Origin of the sequence: Mediterranea sp. ET5, from assembly GCF_023337025.1 — a bacterium.
Lineage (GTDB): Bacteria > Bacteroidota > Bacteroidia > Bacteroidales > Bacteroidaceae > Phocaeicola_A.
The window spans coordinates 68,465-87,863 of record NZ_JAMBLN010000005.1; the positions used below are offsets into that span (position 1 = coordinate 68,465).

Genomic DNA, 19,399 nt, shown 5'->3' on the forward strand with positions numbered 1-19,399 from the left:
GTTTTGACTGTTATCGCATTGCTTTCATATTCTCCATGCAGACGGTCAATGAATCTGTCCAGTACGGCACTTTGATGCCGAACGTCTGCTTGATTTTCGTCTTGTCCAGGACCGAATAGGCGGGACGCTTCACCGGACTGGGGAACTCATCACTGTGACAAGGCTCTATGTCACATGCTGTATGTCCCGCCAGCTCTGCAATCTTCTTGGTGAAGTCGTACCAGGAACAGACACCTTCATTGCTGAAATGATAAATGCCTGTCTTGCTGTAACCCCCGTGAGGGTTCTCGCGCTCATAGTCCGCCAGGACCGTCTCTATCGTCCGGGCGAGATCATACGCGTAAGTCGGAGTCCCCACCTGATCAAAGACCACATTCAGCCTCGGCTTCGTCGCCGTCAGCCCCAGCATGGTCTTCACAAAGTTACGACCGAACTCTGAATACAGCCATGCCGTACGGATGATGACATGATCACATCCGACTGCCTGTATGTTCCTTTCACCTTCCAGCTTGGTCTTGCCGTAAACACCGGTCGGTGTACCCGACTGCTCCTCACGGCAAGGTGTATTGTAAGGGTCACCCCCAAAAACATAATCGGTCGATATCTGCACCAGCAGTCCGTCCACCTCCTTCATCACCTCCGCCAATATCATCGGAGCCTCAGCATTCAGTCTGTGACAGAGCTGCTCATCACTCTCCGCCTTGTCCACATTGGTATAAGCCGCACAATTCACAATACAGCGGATGTCGTTCGCACCGACCAACGCCCTTACGGCATCAGCATCCGTCATGTCGAGGAGGACCGTCTCCACGCCTTCAGCCGGGACCACATCGGTAAACAGATAGTTGTCTTTCGAGTTCCTGCTCACGAGACGCATTTCATGTCCGAGCTGTCCGTTTGCACCTGTTATAAGTATATTCATCTGTTGTCAGGATTTAAAAGTTCAGAAGACAAAAGGGGAATCAAAGTGACTCAACAGCGGATGCTTCGTATCCTTTTCACTGAGTATGGCACGTTCCGTCGGGATGCGCCAGTCGATTCCAAGACTGCCATCCAGGATACTGATGCCACCATCCGCTTCCGGGTGGTAAAACTCGTCACACTTGTACTGGAATACCGCCGTTTCACTCAGCACGGCAAAACCATGTGCAAACCCCTTCGGGATAAAGAACTGCCGATGATTGTCCTCGGTCAATTCCACCGCCACATGCTTCCCGTACGTCGGCGATCCCTTACGTATGTCCACAGCCACATCCAGTACCTTCCCCCTGACACATCTCACCAGTTTTGCCTGGGTAAAGGGAGGACGCTGGAAGTGCAATCCCCTCATGACGCCGTACGACGACATACTTTCATTGTCCTGCACAAATTCCACATGCCCGACCTTCTCGTCAAACTCCTTTTGTGAGAAGCTCTCAAAGAAGTAGCCCCTGGCATCCTTAAATATACGTGGTTCTATGATGACCACTCCGTCTATCTCTGTCTTTATTACTTCCATTTTTCTAATATTCCAAGTCCTTTTCCAAAGCATCCTCCTTCTCATCCAGCAGAGAAAGTATGTACTTGCCATAATCATTTTTCAGCATCGGCTGCGCCACCTCGCGCAGTGTCTCCTTCGTGATCCAGCCCTTGCGGTAAGCAATCCCTTCGAGGCAGGCCACCTTCAGTCCCTGACGCTTCTCCAGCACTTCGATGAAGGTCGATGCCTCCGAGAGGGAGTCATGCGTCCCGGTATCAAGCCACGCAAAGCCTCGTGCCATCGTCTGCACTTTCAGCTCCTTGTCTTTCAGGAATTGCTGATTGACGGTGGTTATCTCCAGCTCTCCACGCGCAGACGGCTTGATGTGTTTCGCCACCTCAACCACCTTGTTCGGATAGAAATACAAGCCGACAACCGCATAGTTACTCTTCGGGTGCTCAGGTTTCTCCTCGATACTCAGGCAGTTGCCCGCCTTATCAAACTCTGCCACTCCGTATCGCTCCGGGTCACTCACCCGATAGCCGAACACCGTAGCCTTCCCATTCACTTCCGCATCCAGCACAGCCTGCCTCAACAGACTATTGAGTCCGACTCCATGGAAGATGTTGTCGCCAAGCACCAGGCAGGCACAATCATCTCCAATGAACTTCTCACCAATGATAAACGCTTGCGCCAGTCCGTCCGGAGAAGGTTGTTCTGCGTACTCAAATCTCACCCCGAACTGGCTGCCGTCTCCCAACAGACGTTTGAAGCTCGGCAGGTCATAAGGCGTCGAGATAATAAGTATCTCCCTGATGCCTGCAAGCATCAGCACGGAAATAGGATAGTAAATCATCGGTTTGTCAAAGATGGGTATCAGCTGCTTGCTGACTCCCTTGGTGATCGGGTACAGTCTTGTACCACTACCACCGGCGAGAACGATTCCCTTCATGTATAGTTGTTTTTTTGATTGTTATTAAACTTAACTCCTGCATCACAGGACGATATTCCACAAAATTAAACCAAGATTGTTCATTGGACTTTGATTAGATGGTTTCCCCGTCCTTGCAACACGAGAAAAAGATACAAGCACGGTGCACACGATGTTCTCAGAGCTTGCTCCATTGGAACGGAAGAGGATTTTGAATGGTCGAATGATTGGCTGGGGTTGCATAATAGCGACTCTTGCTGTTTGATTATTAGCAGTATTCACTATTGAAAGAGTTACTTTTTATCCCTCAAAATCAAGCTCTCCGAAGAATGTATAATGAGGAGTATTTATGTCAACCACATCAAAAGACAATTTGCCTTCTGCCGACTTGATCATACTATAAACTTTCTTACATTCCACATCAGCTGTAGCATAATAGGTGATGTCAGATTCCACATCCGCCTGTGCAAACATTTTAGTATCATTAGGCACGATAGCTCTCGGCGTGATGGTAACACCACGCCTTTTCTTCTCAGCATAAACCTCAGCAATCATCTTACCGGCCCTTCGAGCATGGTCGAAGTTAAATGGAATGATGAGCATATTCTTAAGAGGAAGTTCATTCACTTCACCTCTCACGCAATACTCAGCTATGGCTATCGTGCTAATCTTAATCACGAAATCATGCTCTAAAAAATACCTGAAATATCCTAAAGCATTAGCATGCAAAGGATCTTCCTCATTCATTAGGCGAATGAAGAAGCTAGTATCCAGAAGTACGCAATTCTGTTCCATCAGACAAGTCCTCCCCTTATATTTGTCAACCACTCATCGGGATTTATATCCTTCCACTTAGGAGTAGCTTTGTGAATCAGGTCCATAAGATAATCCTCGTCAAACTTTGGCTGGTAATCCATCAGTTCCACCAACACCAAGGTTGATTTGTCAATGTCCCCTGTAAGGATATTCTTCTTAGCACGTACTCGCACACCAAAATTTTTATAGAGAGGATTTCCCTGATACCCGGCTAAATATTCCTTATCTGCCCGAATCGTCAAGGAGCCAACATCCTTCGTATCCAAATGAATATTAGCCTTGTCCTTTCCACCGGCATCTGTCAAGGTACCATAATAATAGCACTCTATATCCACCATGATATTTTCATGGCGAACATAATGTGTGGTTGGAGTAATCCGAAAGAAGCGTTGTGGCTTGTCAGAAGTACCTATTTCTATATCATAGTTATAACGCAATGCAAAAGACTGAAGATTTTCTATCGCTTGCGCACTTGCCACTTCCAATTTATCAATAGAGCCATTTTCTTGTTCAATAACACCAAGCATTGCAGAGACCAAGAGGACGCTTTGCAGAGATGTTCTAAAGACATTGAGTACAGAGCCTTCCTTCATCTCATAAGATATAGTAGGACGATCCTTGCGTTTCTTTCTGTCTGGATAAAGCAAATTCTCCACTTCATCAAGCAAGAATCTAATTTGCCTGATGTCAAAATTGGCAGGAGAAAGAGACTCGTCTCCGTTCTTACCAATAATTCTTAATGAAATTTCATTTCTATCCATCATTACTGCAAATATAATATATTTGTGCAATTGTGCACGTTAGCCCTATCTTTTTAGAATAATTTATCCATGAGTTATTCTATCCTCTTTTACCAAAGGTCCATCAAATGCCATATTATTCTATTCGTACCATCCCTGCCAACTGTACGAAGTAATCATTTGACCAAATATCAAGTTCTTTTGGATTGCGCACGAAAGGCAATACATCTTCTTTTACTTGTTTCATATCAGTTGTAGAGAGACGTTCAATGAGTTTCTCCTTAAATAACTCTGGAGTAATATCCTCATTGTTGAACTGCTTGCATCGTTCTGCCAAATGGACAAAATTAAGGGAGATATTATGACATACATACCATTCAAAGTCATATCACTCACGCCCTTTGACTCTATTCATCGTCTGAAGAATTTTAGAAGTGTCGAAATTGAATCAGCCTTTTTGCCCACATTGATATAATCTTCAAATATGGTTGCATCCATCTTATAAAACTCATCCATATCCATGCGAATATCCTGCTCAAGATATACCTCTACATCCTTCATATAGCGAAGAACGACTTTTGAGGAATTGGCAATCAGATCACACAAAGCCTTTTCCGGCGATGCAATAAGAAATGCATAGTCACCCTTATTCATACTCCTTACTCCTATCGGAAATGCCTTTCTTGAAATATATTTGTAGTCATAACTGCCGACTGGAGTTTGAAAGCATCGGGAATGTTTTATTGTCATTGATTGATGCACATACACAGCCTCGGGGATAAGCCCATAATAACGTAACGCAGTAGACATTGAAATATACGAGGGTGCATAGAGATGATTGGCAATCAACTCACTCGATAGAGCCTTTCCAGAATATTCAGGATTAATCACATAAAGTCCTCGCTTCAGTCTGATGAGAACCCCTTGCTTTTCGAGCCAGGTGACTTTCTTGTTGGCAGACTTAAATTCTGGATATAGCGATTCAATGATTGAAGTCGTTACCGGAATAGTCCCTATTTCACTCAATTGTCTATCCATACCACAAATATAGCAATATTCTGAACACTAAAGGAAATATTACTTCCTTTTCTATTCAAAATATTGCTGTCAAGACAATCTCAAAGCCCAATGCTCATTGGAATTAAACAATAGCGACTGTTGCCAGTTGATTCTTAGCAACAGTCACTATTCCTACTGTTTCCTATTCTCGATCCTGCCCGACGTCTGATGGCTGGTGGAGGCTTACCTCCAAGTCAACAGACCACCGGTCCGGAATCCAAGGTCAGACTCCATGGTCCGTATCCCCATTCTCTTCGCCGTCCGTGTCCGGTTCCGGGTCGGGGATAACCTGAATAGACTTGCTCCCCCGCAACTGCTTGATGCTCTTATACTCCATTCTTCCGAGCAATCCCCACAGCGAAGTGCTACGGGTGATGTTGCGCTCAGCAGCCCTATGGAAATACAGCTTGGGGACAGCCTGTTTGGGAGAGACCTCATCCGGGTTCTCCACCCCTTTGCCCTGTGACTTCAGGCGGATGCGGAACGTCCCGATGCCGTCGAGTTCCACTACCTCAGAGGAAACCAGGTGCTTCTGCATGACGGTGATGAGGTTGTCGATGGTATTTTTCACATCACCGGCCGTGAGCGAAGAATATTCCGCCACTTCTTTTGCCATCTGGGCAGTAGTCACGAGACCGATGTGAACGGTAGACGGATGATAGAGTTTCTTACCTTCTTTGTTTGCCTTACTTGCTTGCTTTACCTTATAAATTATAGCCATGTTACTTGTTGATTAGTCATTCAGCCTTCGCCCGTCCGTCCCTGTCGTTGACAAGAAGCGGAGCGTATGCGACACTTGAATGGGTTAGACATTCGTGAATTCTTTCGCGATTCTCTTCCGTCCGTTACCCGGGATGTCCGTCCGTCGTTGAATCACATTGCAAAGATAGCCCCGGCTATATTCTCCGGCAAGCAAAATGCACCGTTTGCGTTCACACTTGCGTTCACACACCTTGATAACTGGTTAATCAACAAATAAATGCAACCCTGTTATGGTGTCTCTGTTACAAGTTACCATCATGTTCCATTCAGTCATAAACCACTCCATATAGAAAGCTCTATCATAATATCCCTACTCATACCTAATGGAAGACGCAAGTCTAATGATATGAATGTATCATCGGGAATCTTATCCGGATAGTTGGTAACACATAGCCTTTTTATGATTCGGTAATTGTCTGAATATACACATAATATATAAATTCTTCTATTGAACTTAGTCTTTTTGATTCGAAAAAACTATATTTGCAGATTAAAAAAGACAATAGATTTTCATGAAACAGGCTGATTATATTAAACAAATGGCTAAATTTGCCTTAGCGAACGACAATGCTCGTTTGGTAGATTTGTTGTATCAGTTTGTGGAGTATTCACAACAAAATAACAGAGGCAAATTTGCAACAGAGATGCTTTCCATCATTAAAGAATCTGACAGAGAGAATTCTTTAAGCAAGCTCAGAGAATACAGATTGAACAAAGGATTTGAATGCAAAGCAGAAGATTATATCTTGCAGACTCTGATGTCTTCATTTACAATGAGAGACTTGGTTTGTCCTCAAGATATTCGGGAAGAATTTGAATATTTTATTAAGGAAAGAAAACAAGCCGAAGCACTTGCCCAAATGGATATTCCGGTATCCAATAAAATATTACTCCATGGTCCATCTGGATGTGGAAAGACTCTAAGCGCTTATGTCTTAGCAGGCGAATTGAATCGTCCTCTGATTATTGTCAATTTGGGTACAATCATTTCCTCTAAATTAGGAGAAACAAGCAAGAATCTCACCCAAATATTTAAGAGTGCAGATAAGGAAAAGGCTATTGTGTTGCTTGATGAGTTTGACAGTTTAGGGAAAATAAGAGATTATGGTCAAGACCATGGCGAAATGAAAAGGGTTGTTAACACGATATTGCAGCTATTTGATTTTGTAGGTCAAGACACGATTATCATTGCAGCTACCAATCAATTACAAATGATCGATGAAGCTCTTATTAGGAGGTTTGATTTATCTATCAAAATAGATTTACCTAATTCTGAACAGATACACGATCTTATCCAATATACAATAAAAGACAGGTTTACCTTTGACGATGAACAAACCAAAGAAAGCATTATAACTAACGAGTGCAAGAATTTATCCTACTACGTCATTAAACGTGCCTTGCTTAATGCAATAAAACGGAATATACTGGATGGATATAATGATAATGTTATCCGAACAGCTATTTGGAGAAAACTCTTAAATGATAAAAGGATTGGTTAACGCCAATCCTTTTATCGTTTAAACTAAGCTTCAGCTTCAAGGGCAGCTTGAGCAATGACTTCCACATCATTAACCAGTTCCAAGCCATCATATAGACTGTGCCCATCCAACTCCGCGGAATGCTTTTGTTCAATTGTCAGCACAAAAGAGAAAGGATAGCTTTGCCCTACAAGCCAATCACGTCCGGAACATCGGAAAATAATAGATAGCTGGTTCTGAACCTTCTCTATCTCATCGCGGCTCATATTCAAACTCATTTTCTGAACATTTGAAAACATTTTACTGGATAGTGGAAAGAAATCATCAGACCATGCCCCTACGCCTGATTTTATAGCCATTCTATCTTCATCTTCAGCGACTCTTTGGGTAGCATACTCTTCAGCATTCTTTTTGGGATCATCATGATTCATACTATTCCCAAAATTGAATGCAATATGCAGCGGACAATAAGACAAGACACTATTCCTCTTAGGATCAAACTTATAACAAAGTGTAGCAGTCAGAGTCAACACACTTCCTTTCTTTGAATACCGGAGCAAATAATCAGGGATATTCAGATTCACCACCTTGTGACTATCGAAGACTATTGTATCTTCAATAACAAACGTGCAACAATTATCATCAGAGTCTATACATTTAGAAATATTCGGTACACCATGACCGGATATATACTTGGATAATCGTTCCGCACTATATTTCTTAGATAAAAGCGTTTTCTCATTCCTATCAACATCTGGATATGAATTATTATCTAAAGATTTCAATTCATGGATTGTACCATTAAGATAATGTTCGTTTATCGGCTCCGCACTATTAATCATCAAAGCCTTCACTGATTGCATATTCAGGTTAGGATATCTACGAACAATCTTAGCAGCAATATTAGCAGCTAATGGAGTAGCATAACTTGTTCCGGAATTCTGTTCCATTTTCAGACCTGTTCCATCCATTCTCGGAGCCAAGATTAACATGCGTGACTCAACATCCAATTGATCACCACCTGGCATAACAATATCCGGTTTAAAGAGATTCTTATTCTTCTGATTGTTCTTGAAGCGAGTACCATTAATCAATGAATTATAGTCCATGTGGTATTTACGCGAATAATAAGCAGGGAACTCACGTCCCAAGCTCAATCCATGATTGCCATGATTTGGATTATAGCTTTCGGCAATCGCTCCAACAGACATATTGTTCATACTTTCACTTGGCTCACATAGGTTCATACACTCACCGTCATGACACCCAGTTTCCTCTAATGTGACAAATGGATTATAGTAGTGGTTAGGATATTTCAGAAAACGTTTGACCTTATCACTCGTTTCAGGATCGGCTGTCACAGACTGCATATACTCTATATCGTCCACACTTAGATTACCTACCGAAATAAAAATCAGCAAATCGTATGCGTAGGCTAACCTGTCAAGTACATAGGCATAAGTGGAAACACCCTGATTATAACCCTTAACTCGGACAGACATGGAGAGGTTAAAGATACGAACACCATAGTCTTGATGAGCCTGAATAATGGCCTCTTTTATGGCAGCGATGTTCGCAAGTCCTATTTCACCTTTCTGCACTTTAATAGAAAAAATCTTGGCATCAGCATCCACTACGTCGGCATCCATATTACGATAGAAATTGTTTCCGAATGCAGCCAATGTAGCAACGGTTGTCCCATGACTGGAGTCTGAACTCAAATCAATCTCATAGGGATACGGAGTTTCCTTATCCACCAGATCCAATCCCTCTTGCTCCAGTATGGGCTCTAATACAGGTAGCCTTAGAACCCCCGTATCAATTACCCCAATCGTCGGCGCTCCTTCAAGCAAATTCAAAGATGCATCCGAGACTCTCTCTACCTCACCCAAAGCATTAGGGCGCACACGGGTCATATACAAAGATTGGATTCTGTGTATAATGTCAAAATTATCCAATAAGACTTCCAGATCCTCCTTGGAAATAAACTTTAGCTGATATAATACTCCAGTCTCTATCTGTGTATAAGCAATCTTCTTACTATCCAGATATGTTTCCATCTCTTTGACGATAGCCTGATGCTTATTCGCTGTTCTTGCTGAACTTTCCGTCAATTCGAGAAGCACATCATCCGCATCACCTTTTGCTGTGCCAAAAGGATCCATTGCCTCACTACTCCAATAACTGAACCCAGCCATCAATGTCAAGACCTTATAATTTGTTCCGGCATTATTATTTTCAGCTATGAAAGCCCCAATTTGAGTCATAAAAGCATCATTGAATCGTTCTCTATCAGATATCGCAAATAAAACCGTCTGATTCATATTAGAGTAAACCAGGTCAGACAGCCCGTAGGAACGACAATAGTTCTCTATTAATTCACGATCTGCAATCTTTAAGAAGTCAATCGACAGCATATCAAGATGCTCTACAGAAATCTCTCTACTCCTTGCCTGATGCCGTTTTTCTAACTCTTGCTCGAATTGCGTGCGACAGTGAGCAAAGTTCTCTCTCTGCCTACAATAATTCTTCTCCTCTTCCGAGACAATTTCTTTACTATCCCTCCCTCTTGTTCGATTAAACTTAAGGCTAATGCCGGGTTCATTCTTTAAGAACAGATGACTTTTCTTCATAAACTAGCGTGAGTTCGATATAAGGATTAAATCATTTATTTGAGAATCAGAGCATATAGATAAGAGTCTTAGATTTATAGTGTACAACTATAACATTTAAGCAATTATCATTATGTCATCAAGGACTAAAGTTACGGAGATTTATTGTATGGCGGATGAATTTTGCAAAGAATTTGCGATATTTCCTCACCACGACACTTCCACCGCCTGTTTCTTAGAAACAAGGTTACACCTAGCAACAACAGCACCTCATATGGAAGAAGTTCTGCCATGCAATTGGGCTAAATCCAACTAAACTTGTTCCGAATAGATACTATATAGCTCCGAATCGGCTACGAATAGCACTGTTCCGGAACTAGTTCTCAAAATTTGCAATGTGGATTACCCATGCTTACAACCAACAAGCCAGCATTTGTGAGTCAAAGTGTTTTTTATTAAGGCAATATGTTTATATTTGCTACGTGAAAGGTGTCGGAATGCACAAGCTGTACTCCTTGCACTCTAATAAGGAACTAGAGGGATGCCCTTTGCGGCCTCCCTTTCTCATTAAAAACCAACGAATGAAAACCTCAACAACGATAGACTAACACGGCAACCTAAAACATGTTGCCATTAAATTTAGGAGGAGAAAGTATGATACCGTATGCAAATCTGAGAGGCAACTCTCCCATCGTAGGCTATGAGATCGAAGCCACACGCATCATCGTATGGTTCAAGGGTGGCAGGTCTTATTCTTATAGCTACGGAAGAGCAGGAAGAACACATGTCGAAGAGATGAAACGTCTCGCAAAGAGTGGCGCCGGACTAAGTGCTTATATCACACGCAACGTCCGTTTTCGTTACGATTGATTGAGCATCTCGTTCCTTGCAGCTTTAGATCGTTCTCTACCGGGAACGGTCTTTCTCTTATAACCACTGCAAAGGGATATTCAGTAAATGTCCCTATAAAATACAATGACATATGAAGATGACGAAGTAGAATCACTTCATATGTCATTTTTATTGTCATTTTTGGGTATTTTCTCATATATTCTTATCAGCAGGACATGACGTTCCGGAAGAAGTCAGATGCCTCTTCTGATTCTGTCAGTAAAATCATGTCATGCCGCTTTAACTGCTCTGTTTCTGATCTTGTCAATTATCAGTACGGCATTTGCCGTATGTATTCCAAAGAAAATCCATAGGATTTCCGTCTTTCTGTTCCGTGCCTTTATCCTTGAGAGTGAGGAATGCTGCTTCTGTGTGCCGAAGCTGCCTTCAAGCCGGGTAGCTCTTTCTTTTGAGAGTTCACTTCTGAGAACCTTTCTCAAGGATTCATCCCTGCCCGCCCTTCCCTTGCGTACAAAGGAGGTGGATATTCCATATTTTGTACAGAACTTTCTGTTGGCATTATTGGCGTATATGGAATCGGCAGCCACGCATCTTACTCTCACATTCATGAGCTTCTGCTGCATGCGGATGCAGTCCTTCAGGCGTATGCCTTCGTTGAAGGCCTTGAAGGAGAGGTGTTCAATGAAAGATATGCCGTCTATCTGTATGTTATTGACCTTCGCACCGAACTCGACAGACTTTGTTTCCTTACCTCTTACAATGGGACGTACATAATGACGGTCAATGCAGACAATACGGTCACTGACCTTCCTGCCTTCAAACAAATCCTTTTCCTGTACAAGAACCTTTCTGATGATGGAAAGACGCTTCCGGTAATCCCGGGTATATCGGAGTGAGGTCCCATGTTCTCTATGGATTTCATTCCTCTGTATGAGAAGCTTTTCAAGGAGTCTGATCATACGACGCCTGAGCATCCTTGTCCTTGAAGCCTTCCTCTTTCTTTTCTTGCAGTAGGACAGATAGGACTTCGCCACATCCGCATACTTGTTGCGCGGACGCCTTATACCCAGATCCCTGCAATGAAGGCAGATATGCCTATAGAGCCATTCCAGGCTTTCCCAAAGGAGTTTCATATCCGTAGGAAAACGCATATGGCTCTCATAGCATGTGGCATCGGTCATACACACATGAAGGTTCTCAAGATAAGGTTTCCAGTGTGAGGACAGCACTTCCTGGAGGGAATCAATGTCAAGACGGGATGCTATTTCATTGCGGATGGCACTGACTATCTTGTAGTTGGTTATGGGGAAAGACGGATTTATCATGATTCCGCAGAACATCTGGTAGTGTATGTTTCCGTTAAGATGTTCCACCAGCTGTCTGTCAGAGAAGCCGGTGTACGCCTTCAGGACCATGAGGGCAATCTTAGCCGAAGGACTGAAGATGTTCCTGCGTCCCAGTCGCTGTTCCGACAGGCCCATAGTCTTTGCCATACGGTCAAACGGGAACACGGAATGAAGCCTGCCAAGCTCACTCTCATGAAAACTCTTGCGATATTTTTCCAGAATATCAAATTCTGTAAAGCCCAAAGTAGGGTGAATTTCTGAAATATTTTGTATCTTAGCCATATCTTAGTTTGGGAATTTCCCCCGTTTTGGCTGCCAAACCTTAAATTCGGGGGAATGCCTAAAGATACAAAAAAGCCAACTAATTCGCAATACTTTATGTATGAATTAGTTGGCTAATTTTATACTATTTACTGAATGTCCCTACTTTTTCACGGTGTTCGGAGGAATTTTTATTTCCTTTAGCTAAGATACAAAATCTTTATAATATTACCAATCAATTAGTTGCATATCTTTAAGCTATTTCACGACTTTCCCTATGTATTCGACCGTGGATATAAAGATTTCAGCAACCTTTATACAATAAATCGCATAGGTGCTTTCTTCGTTGTACGAGTCCAAAACAACGTAAAGATTAAATCCCAAACATGGAAACGAAGATTGCCCAAAGGTGTAGTTTCTGATATAATCGGATACTTTATGGTTTATAAAAGTTCTAAGTACTATCTCGAAGAACTTAGGAAACTCATCGTTAAAGGCCCTGAAGACGGTGCACGATACATCTTCCTGACGAACAATCTTGACGCATCAGCGGAGTTGATTTCATTGTGTTATCGAAACAGATAGAGTGCTGAGCTGTTCTTCAATTGGATAAAACAACTCCTTAAGATTAAGGAGTTCTGGGAAACATCAGAAAATGCTGTGCGCATACAAATCTATTGTTCCATAATCACTTACTGCTTAGTAGCAATAGTGAAGCACGATATAAAATTGGAGTGCAACATCTATGAAGTTCTTCAAATTCTCGGCATCTTACTGACCGACCAAACATATTTTCGTGGCTTGTTCGACAAATCGAATTTCAAAAATGCCAAAGACCGATATGATTCAAGTGAACCAAATTTATTTAATTTTTAACCTAGTCCATTTTTTAGTGGACAGTAGTGGTATGACATATCAAATGTCATCCTATCACCTTACATAGTTCATCTATCAACGACTGGCTTGCAAAGTCTCCCAATTCATGCAAAGGCTTTAAGTCTGGTTTATTGAGTAGATCCTTCAGTTCTTCCGCATTATTTGCCACATAGACGTATCCCAATTCCTTCATCTTCTGTGCAGTAGCAAGCTGGTGCTCGTTGCGGTGTTCACCCAATGCTGCGATACGTGGAAAGATGATGATAGGCTTATGTCGACGCATAGCGGAGATAATCGTACCCATTCCAGCATGAGCGACTATCAGACGGGCTTTGCTAAACAGTTTGTTGAATTCATCAGGCGGCAGGAAGTCAATCGTCTTAATATGTTTTGCCTGATATTTGCTTTTATAGACCTGAGCAATTACTTCTTCATCCAAGTGCGCTGCAGCTTCATCTACGATTCTCACAAAGCGGTCAAAGGGAGCTTGTGTCCCTATTGTACAGAATATCATAGCTTCTATATTAAAGGTTTTACAATAAGTCAAAGAGCGATAAGATAGATTCCTATCAGAAAATATCCATCACAATAGTAAAATCCTATTCGCCAAATATATTTCCAGCATAATGCACTTGCGAAGTCGCAAGTCCGGGCCATTGTGTATAAACGTAATTGGCGAATTTACGGGCTAACTTTCCGCAGGTACTCATAGTCTGTACATTAGCCACCGAATCCACCCAAATGGTCTTAATGCCCACCATCCTGGCGATTACAATGGACAACAATCCCGGAGCCGCTCCCGTAGTAATGATGGCCGCAGGGCGTTCTTTTAGCAGGAATGCTAATATCTTAAATGAGGCAGGCAACATCTTCCAGGCGTCCCAGCGGCTGAAATCCGTTATGGTATGAAAGCGATGATTGCCTACCATCGACTTGCATTTCGGGTGAGTTGACATATATACCACCTCATAATGACTTTCTAATGGCTTGGTTATGCGCAACAATTGCACCCAGTGTCCGCCAATGGAAGCAACGGCTAAAATTTTTTTCATGTACTATTTATGAATTAATGAGGTTATCGTAAATATTTTTCAGACAATTAAGAACATCTTCAGGCAAATAGTCTTTTACTATATTTTTGCTTTCTTTCCCCTCTTTCTTAATAATTTCTGGAGAGGTTATATATTTCATTATAGCGATAGAAATTTCTTCTGAATTGCCAGGAGAAATGATTGTACCATTGAAATCATTCTTTACTACTTCAGGAATGCCTCCTACAAAAGTTGAAATTATAGGCATTCCATAACTCATTGCTTCCAGAATAGAAATCGGTAATCCCTCATTAAAAGACGGCAAAATAAAAACATCAGCCCAATTGAGTAATTCCAGTTTTTTATCACCGCTCACCCAGCCTTCAAATGTTACAATGTCATTTATTCTAAACTCTTTTATCTGCCTTCTAAGTTCGTCTTCATTTTTATTTCCACCTATTTTTAATTCCATTTTACCACAGAATTTTTCCTTGTTGGCTTCTATTGCACGAAGAATGTCAAAGACCCCTTTACGTTTGCCTATTTCTCCAAGAAATAAGAAATGGATTTTCCCATCCTCCTTTTTAGCGGGGGGTATGATAGTTGGATATGGTGTAATATTATGGAGAATGACAATTTTATCTTGTGGTATTCCTATACCAATGAACCACTGTTCCCATGACTCAGATAAGACTATTAACACATCTACTTCTGTTAATATATCCTTTATCCATACACGCTTTTTAGCTGATGAATTGCTATAAAAGTCTTTAAATCGACTAGCATGTATATGTAAAATGACTTTTTTCTTAAAAAAATGTCCAAGCTTCACCAATTGCGCTTTTCGCCAAAAAGAGCCGTCTGCTGCTGTATGTAAATGCAGTATTTTGATATTTTTATCTATCAGCATCCGAAAGGTTAAACAGACATAGGCAGACAAAAAGTACCAAAAACGAACAAATATATTAGAAAGTTTGTAAGTTGGGTAGTATTGTAAAGCATCAATATATTCACTCCAATATTGCACTACAGCTGAAATACCTCCAGGATGGTGATGCTTATAATAGTTTCCAGCCATAAGGATATGTTTGCTAATATCTTTAGTTATCAATATCTTATTCATGCCTATTTAAGATTTACTTAGGGTTATCCTCATTGTACATTATATGAATATTTCGTAATCACTCTATTTCCCGACACGAAAATTCTATCGAGTATTTTTCAGCTGATAAAATAAAAACATCTGTAAGAAAATATTTTTTCTTTAACATCCTGATCTATAAAACATGACAGAAAGACCTTTTTGTCGCAGCCCTTACCATGAAGAATAAATTCAAACAAGTGTTTCAAGTAATCCTGAGGGTCTATGTCGTTAAACTTACAGCTTCCAATCAGGGAAAAGATATATACCGAGTTTTCTGCCGCGTCCTCACTGCCTAGGGTCATACAGTTCTTGAGCAATAACTTCATTGGTTTTATCATTTATTGCGATAACGATAATCATATTTCCGACTTCGCCCTAAAGCCTTGTCGACCCAATAACTTACAGAGCCACGAAAATATGGCTTCTGCACATAGTTATCAAATAGAATATTCATTATATGTCGTATGCTTTCTTTCAATCTATAAGGTCTCAAGGAGTGACCCGACATAAAGTAATGCAAATTCTCTGTTGTGACTTCTGTACCACGAATGAACCTATTGTGTAAAATCAGAAAAAACGAGACAGATTCTTGCCTCGCAATAGTATTAATCATTTTTCTCTTTTGCAGATGTAGATACATGAATTCTTGTTTATGAATGATGCCATCTTTTTCACAATAATATCCAAGAAGTTTTCCTTCACGCCACATGAATAAATATTCTAGATCTTTTACACCAACTATGTTTTTTGTTGCCTCACTCGGTCGTAAAGAACGTTTGTCATATCGTGCATCAAAAGCGACTGACGCACGACAAAAACGAGCCGAGAAATGCTTCTCAAATATTCCGTTGATTTGGTCAAACTCGTCATATTGGAAGAAAAACGGTTCACTTACAACTTTCTGCCATGGGATCACCCCCTTTGCCTGCAATGTAAAGAAATGATTGATAATAGCTGTGTTCCTTAACAACGTGCAATGACCAAAGCAAAAAATCTTATCATATTTAATCAGCAAGTCATCAGAGAGAAAATGCCGTATATCTCCCCAAATCAAATCGATATCGCAATACCCCCAAAAATCAAAATTCTTCAATTCCTCTGCGAAAATAATACCGTAAAAAGGTTTGAAATCACACAGCTTATAGGGTCTCTCCAAACAGACCTGACAGTCTAATGCAACTTCAACTCGACGTTTGACTTCACTCAACGTCGTATAATTCACATGAACATTTGGAGGATAATCATATGCTTCTTTATCATCTGTAAATATGAACCAATCTATCGTTGGATTTGCAGCACATGAGTTTAGCCACAACTGGAAGTAGTTGTTGAAGCGTCCGAAATAGGGAATAATAAAAGCAATGGATTTCATTCAATCTATCAAATATCAATTGTAAATTTATGCATAATATAACAATGTTAACTATCCAAGCAAAAATGCTCAATTATCCCAAAGAATCTTTGAGCTATTCTTTTAGGTGCGTGATAAGTCCTTACCTGATATACCCCTTGACGAGCAATCTTTTCGTAACGGTCCGGATGATTAGCTATGGACAAAAGTATTGAGGGTATTTCATTCGCTGTTCGATAGTGTACGCACGAATGCATCGTCCGCACAGCGATATTTTCCAAAGCATATGTAGTACCAATTACTAATACTCCATTACCAATAGCATCAAGAATCTTTCCCTTTGTTCCCGCTCCCACACTTATAGGTGCTATTTGAATATCAAAACAGGCTATGGTTTCCACATAGTCTTCTACCCATTTAATGTGTTCACTTGTATACCCCTGCATCTGTAACTGTTCATTATATGATTCCCAACCCTTACCGAGGAAAGTAAAACAAAATCGATCTTTCAAGCTTTCGGGTAAAAAGCTCAAACTGTCCATTAAGTCTTTTACTCCTGTACCTAAAAGCAACTGTTGCTTCATTTGTCCAGCAATCAGAACTTTCAACTTGGGTTTATGTAGGTCTACTATTGGACTATTAACGAGTGAGTAGTGTGGATGCAGTAAAAAAAATACATTTTTTTTTGGTGCAATTCTTTTTATGTAACGGTAATCTTCCATTCCTACAACGTGATACAAAACATTCTTTCTCACGCCTTTTCGGTCAAGAAGTAAGTTACTGTATACTTGTTTGGCATTCCACCAAAAGCGCACAGCTGAACTCCATGAAAAAGGATCAAGCGAACCACGCAGATTTGTCAAAGCGGAACAATCTGGTCCTGTCACTACGTGTATCTTATCAGGCAAAACATCAAGCATTTCAAAGAACGTATCAGGATACTGCCATATCACATCCGGATTAAGTTCTTCAAGCCTCTTTGCCACTTGCCTTTTGCTATATACATATGTAAAAATCGGATATTTAAATAGAACCCGTATCTTCGTTTGATGATTACGTTTCGCCAACTTATACCAACTATGAATGTGCATTACCTCATAAGTTACCTCCAAATCATCAGCAATCTGCTGCAACTCCTTTTCAGATATATCATTCAAATTACATGTAAGCATATGAATACTAATGGAAGAGCTGCGGTATTTCAGCAAGTAGTAAGGCAGGGCTGTAGGCCCCCCACGATTCTCACTCGTTGGTGTAAAAAGTGTCAAAAAACAGATTCTCATACTCTTATTCTGATTGATTTTTCAAATTCAAATGACCGGTTTCTTCTTTCCCATGATCACATCTTTATATTTAGTCATACTTTGCTTTCTGCCATCATTTGTAAATCAACTTTTTTCCTATATGCCAAGATTACAAAGCAGAGGCAAAATATGGAGATCATGCTCAATTTGTCACTAAAGAAAGAAAGCAGAAATATATACACTATCCATACGGCTGAGGCTACATAATAAGGGTGATGATGGCAGCTTCTATAAAATTCACGAAATACATTCCAAAGAAAATAGAAGTATACGACCATTCCTCCAAAACCATAATATGACAACATAGTTCCGTAAGCAATATCAGGAGACTTCAATTGCTGAACAATACCTGTATCATAAAATTTAATGTTTACAACAAAATTGTACATTCTATTTGAAATTGGAGATGAATCAGACAATAGCCCCATACCAAAGAATTGCTCTACCCAAGGCCTATCCACCAAATAAAGTACACGTTCAAGCACCCATGATATCCGATAAGTAAAATTTCCATTGCTTTGTTGTTCATAAGAGCTGAACTCAATATTTCCCAGTAACACATTCTGAATATCCGAGGATGTATCTCCCCCAAACCTTTCGGATAACATAGGCAAGAAAGGCAGTGCCACCAATCCCATTAAAAGGGCATATTTTATAATCAAACGTTTCCTTCCAGAAAAAATTAGTGCCAATACAATAGCAGCACCTGTAAATAGAATGAGCGAACGCGCAAACGTCCCCAATAGACATACCACAAATAGTGCCATTACTAGTTTTGTATACTTTCCATAAAAAGAGGGATTCAAAATTGTGACTATCAAATAGAACACTGTAAAAGGGGAAAAACTGTAAAAACGTATCAGTCCTAAAGAATTGTCTTTAGTAATCGTATATGTAGGCAGTATTGGATGTTGAAGAATAATTTGTAACACGTCCACGACGGCCATCCACACTGTAAACCATGCCAACAGATGGAGTAATTTCTGCATGCTAGTGGCAGGCATATTTAACAAAATTGGATAGCACAAAACCAACAATAGGAAACGTCCGCCTTGTAAGGTATCGAAAAATGGAATATTATAGTAGGCCATAGAAAAAATAAAACTGGCTGTAATGAATATGCATAACCAAACAAAACTTTTATTGGTTTTCAACGGTATTGGTTTATATGTATGTGTGATAACCAGCACTCCCATGATAACAATACTATAAATCAAAGCTAAGTCCACATTTTTCAATCCCCCAAGTACTCTATCTATAGCAATGTTATAGCCATCAGTCAGAAATCCAATATATAAGAAATAGGATAGATATTGCCATTTTTTAACAACAAACAAAATTATAGAAATTACTAACAATACGATTCCTAACATG

Annotated in this window: 18 protein-coding genes and 1 pseudogene; 2 read left to right on the forward strand and 17 right to left on the reverse strand. The window is 40.7% G+C overall.

Going from position 1 to position 19,399, the window contains the following annotated elements; genetic code table 11:
* Positions 1–10 precede the first annotated feature (10 nt).
* The 8 genes and pseudogenes from rfbD to M3087_RS04770 form a co-directional block, all read right to left on the reverse strand.
* Positions 11–922 (reverse strand): dTDP-4-dehydrorhamnose reductase, encoded by a 912-nt coding sequence (rfbD, locus tag M3087_RS04735; RefSeq protein WP_249094071.1) that lies wholly within the window; start codon positions 920–922, stop codon positions 11–13.
* Positions 923–943: 21 nt separating this feature from the next.
* Positions 944–1,498: a dTDP-4-dehydrorhamnose 3,5-epimerase gene (gene rfbC / locus M3087_RS04740; RefSeq protein ID WP_249094072.1), complete on the reverse strand. Its 555-nt coding sequence runs from the start codon at positions 1,496–1,498 to the stop codon at positions 944–946.
* A 4-nt stretch (positions 1,499–1,502) separates the two neighbouring features.
* Positions 1,503–2,411, reverse strand: a complete 909-nt coding sequence (rfbA, locus tag M3087_RS04745; protein ID WP_022384901.1) for a glucose-1-phosphate thymidylyltransferase RfbA — start codon at positions 2,409–2,411, stop codon at positions 1,503–1,505.
* 279 nt (positions 2,412–2,690) lie between these two features.
* Positions 2,691–3,185 carry a hypothetical protein gene (locus M3087_RS04750; protein ID WP_249094073.1) on the reverse strand — a complete coding sequence of 165 codons (495 nt, stop codon included), beginning with the start codon at positions 3,183–3,185 and terminating at the stop codon, positions 2,691–2,693.
* A complete protein-coding gene (locus tag M3087_RS04755) occupies positions 3,185–3,970 on the reverse strand; it encodes a hypothetical protein (protein WP_249094074.1) in 786 nt (261 codons plus the stop codon). Before M3087_RS04755 ends, M3087_RS04750 begins: the two co-directional genes overlap by 1 nt.
* Before the next feature lie 112 nt (positions 3,971–4,082).
* Positions 4,083–4,358: pseudogene (locus M3087_RS04760) on the reverse strand (nucleotidyl transferase AbiEii/AbiGii toxin family protein); the annotation flags it as partial.
* Positions 4,358–4,984, reverse strand: a complete 627-nt coding sequence (locus M3087_RS04765) for a hypothetical protein (protein WP_249094076.1) — start codon at positions 4,982–4,984, stop codon at positions 4,358–4,360. The gene M3087_RS04765 and the pseudogene M3087_RS04760, both read right to left, overlap by 1 nt.
* Before the next feature lie 244 nt (positions 4,985–5,228).
* Entirely contained in the window at positions 5,229–5,726 is a 498-nt protein-coding gene (locus M3087_RS04770) for an HU family DNA-binding protein (RefSeq protein ID WP_249094078.1), read from the reverse strand.
* A gap of 553 nt (positions 5,727–6,279) precedes the next feature.
* Between M3087_RS04770 and M3087_RS04775 the strand changes: the two genes are divergently transcribed.
* Positions 6,280–7,269 carry an AAA family ATPase gene (locus tag M3087_RS04775; RefSeq protein ID WP_249094080.1) on the forward strand — a complete coding sequence of 330 codons (990 nt, stop codon included), beginning with the start codon at positions 6,280–6,282 and terminating at the stop codon, positions 7,267–7,269.
* 23 nt (positions 7,270–7,292) lie between these two features.
* On the opposite strand, the gene M3087_RS04780 is transcribed toward M3087_RS04775, so the two are convergent.
* Complete coding sequence (locus M3087_RS04780) at positions 7,293–9,881, reverse strand: S8 family peptidase (RefSeq protein WP_249094082.1); 2,589 nt, start codon at positions 9,879–9,881, stop codon at positions 7,293–7,295.
* 633 nt (positions 9,882–10,514) lie between these two features.
* Between M3087_RS04780 and M3087_RS04785 the strand changes: the two genes are divergently transcribed.
* Positions 10,515–10,730 (forward strand): hypothetical protein, encoded by a 216-nt coding sequence (locus M3087_RS04785; protein ID WP_249094083.1) that lies wholly within the window; start codon positions 10,515–10,517, stop codon positions 10,728–10,730.
* A gap of 251 nt (positions 10,731–10,981) precedes the next feature.
* Here M3087_RS04785 and M3087_RS04790 read toward each other — a convergent pair whose 3' ends face one another.
* The 8 genes from M3087_RS04790 to M3087_RS04830 form a co-directional block, all read right to left on the reverse strand.
* On the reverse strand, positions 10,982–12,340 hold the full coding sequence (locus M3087_RS04790) for a transposase (RefSeq protein ID WP_249094085.1): 1,359 nt from the start codon (positions 12,338–12,340) through the stop codon (positions 10,982–10,984).
* 901 nt (positions 12,341–13,241) lie between these two features.
* The gene (locus M3087_RS04800) at positions 13,242–13,709 is read right to left on the reverse strand and encodes a glycosyltransferase (protein WP_249094088.1); all 468 of its coding nucleotides are present in this window, start codon (positions 13,707–13,709) and stop codon (positions 13,242–13,244) included.
* An 85-nt stretch (positions 13,710–13,794) separates the two neighbouring features.
* Positions 13,795–14,247: a UDP-N-acetylglucosamine transferase subunit ALG14 gene (locus M3087_RS04805; RefSeq protein WP_249094090.1), complete on the reverse strand. Its 453-nt coding sequence runs from the start codon at positions 14,245–14,247 to the stop codon at positions 13,795–13,797.
* 7 nt (positions 14,248–14,254) lie between these two features.
* On the reverse strand, positions 14,255–15,304 hold the full coding sequence (locus tag M3087_RS04810) for a glycosyltransferase family 4 protein (protein ID WP_249094091.1): 1,050 nt from the start codon (positions 15,302–15,304) through the stop codon (positions 14,255–14,257).
* Positions 15,305–15,447: 143 nt separating this feature from the next.
* Positions 15,448–15,708 carry a transposase domain-containing protein gene (locus M3087_RS04815; protein WP_317236690.1) on the reverse strand — a complete coding sequence of 87 codons (261 nt, stop codon included), beginning with the start codon at positions 15,706–15,708 and terminating at the stop codon, positions 15,448–15,450.
* A complete protein-coding gene (locus tag M3087_RS04820; RefSeq protein ID WP_249094092.1) occupies positions 15,705–16,742 on the reverse strand; it encodes a DUF6625 family protein in 1,038 nt (345 codons plus the stop codon). Before M3087_RS04820 ends, M3087_RS04815 begins: the two co-directional genes overlap by 4 nt.
* A gap of 47 nt (positions 16,743–16,789) precedes the next feature.
* Positions 16,790–18,004 (reverse strand): glycosyltransferase, encoded by a 1,215-nt coding sequence (locus tag M3087_RS04825; RefSeq protein WP_249094093.1) that lies wholly within the window; start codon positions 18,002–18,004, stop codon positions 16,790–16,792.
* 74 nt (positions 18,005–18,078) lie between these two features.
* Positions 18,079–19,398 (reverse strand): O-antigen ligase family protein, encoded by a 1,320-nt coding sequence (locus M3087_RS04830; RefSeq protein ID WP_249094095.1) that lies wholly within the window; start codon positions 19,396–19,398, stop codon positions 18,079–18,081.
* Position 19,399 lies beyond the last annotated feature (1 nt).

What these genes read in the sequence shown, in the direction of transcription:
- rfbD (WP_249094071.1), bottom strand. Translation starts at nt 922, where the DNA reads ATGAATATACTTATAACAGGTGCAAACGGACAGCTCGGACATGAAATG.
- rfbC (WP_249094072.1), bottom strand. Translation starts at nt 1,498, where the DNA reads ATGGAAGTAATAAAGACAGAGATAGACGGAGTGGTCATCATAGAACCA.
- rfbA (WP_022384901.1), bottom strand. Translation starts at nt 2,411, where the DNA reads ATGAAGGGAATCGTTCTCGCCGGTGGTAGTGGTACAAGACTGTACCCG.
- M3087_RS04750 (WP_249094073.1), bottom strand. Translation starts at nt 3,185, where the DNA reads ATGGAACAGAATTGCGTACTTCTGGATACTAGCTTCTTCATTCGCCTA.
- M3087_RS04755 (WP_249094074.1), bottom strand. Translation starts at nt 3,970, where the DNA reads ATGATGGATAGAAATGAAATTTCATTAAGAATTATTGGTAAGAACGGA.
- M3087_RS04765 (WP_249094076.1), bottom strand. Translation starts at nt 4,984, where the DNA reads ATGGATAGACAATTGAGTGAAATAGGGACTATTCCGGTAACGACTTCA.
- M3087_RS04770 (WP_249094078.1), bottom strand. Translation starts at nt 5,726, where the DNA reads ATGGCTATAATTTATAAGGTAAAGCAAGCAAGTAAGGCAAACAAAGAA.
- M3087_RS04775 (WP_249094080.1), top strand. Translation starts at nt 6,280, where the DNA reads ATGAAACAGGCTGATTATATTAAACAAATGGCTAAATTTGCCTTAGCG.
- M3087_RS04780 (WP_249094082.1), bottom strand. Translation starts at nt 9,881, where the DNA reads ATGAAGAAAAGTCATCTGTTCTTAAAGAATGAACCCGGCATTAGCCTT.
- M3087_RS04785 (WP_249094083.1), top strand. Translation starts at nt 10,515, where the DNA reads ATGATACCGTATGCAAATCTGAGAGGCAACTCTCCCATCGTAGGCTAT.
- M3087_RS04790 (WP_249094085.1), bottom strand. Translation starts at nt 12,340, where the DNA reads ATGGCTAAGATACAAAATATTTCAGAAATTCACCCTACTTTGGGCTTT.
- M3087_RS04800 (WP_249094088.1), bottom strand. Translation starts at nt 13,709, where the DNA reads ATGATATTCTGTACAATAGGGACACAAGCTCCCTTTGACCGCTTTGTG.
- M3087_RS04805 (WP_249094090.1), bottom strand. Translation starts at nt 14,247, where the DNA reads ATGAAAAAAATTTTAGCCGTTGCTTCCATTGGCGGACACTGGGTGCAA.
- M3087_RS04810 (WP_249094091.1), bottom strand. Translation starts at nt 15,304, where the DNA reads ATGGCTGGAAACTATTATAAGCATCACCATCCTGGAGGTATTTCAGCT.
- M3087_RS04815 (WP_317236690.1), bottom strand. Translation starts at nt 15,708, where the DNA reads ATGATAAAACCAATGAAGTTATTGCTCAAGAACTGTATGACCCTAGGC.
- M3087_RS04820 (WP_249094092.1), bottom strand. Translation starts at nt 16,742, where the DNA reads ATGAAATCCATTGCTTTTATTATTCCCTATTTCGGACGCTTCAACAAC.
- M3087_RS04825 (WP_249094093.1), bottom strand. Translation starts at nt 18,004, where the DNA reads ATGAGAATCTGTTTTTTGACACTTTTTACACCAACGAGTGAGAATCGT.
- M3087_RS04830 (WP_249094095.1), bottom strand. Translation starts at nt 19,398, where the DNA reads ATGTTAGGAATCGTATTGTTAGTAATTTCTATAATTTTGTTTGTTGTT.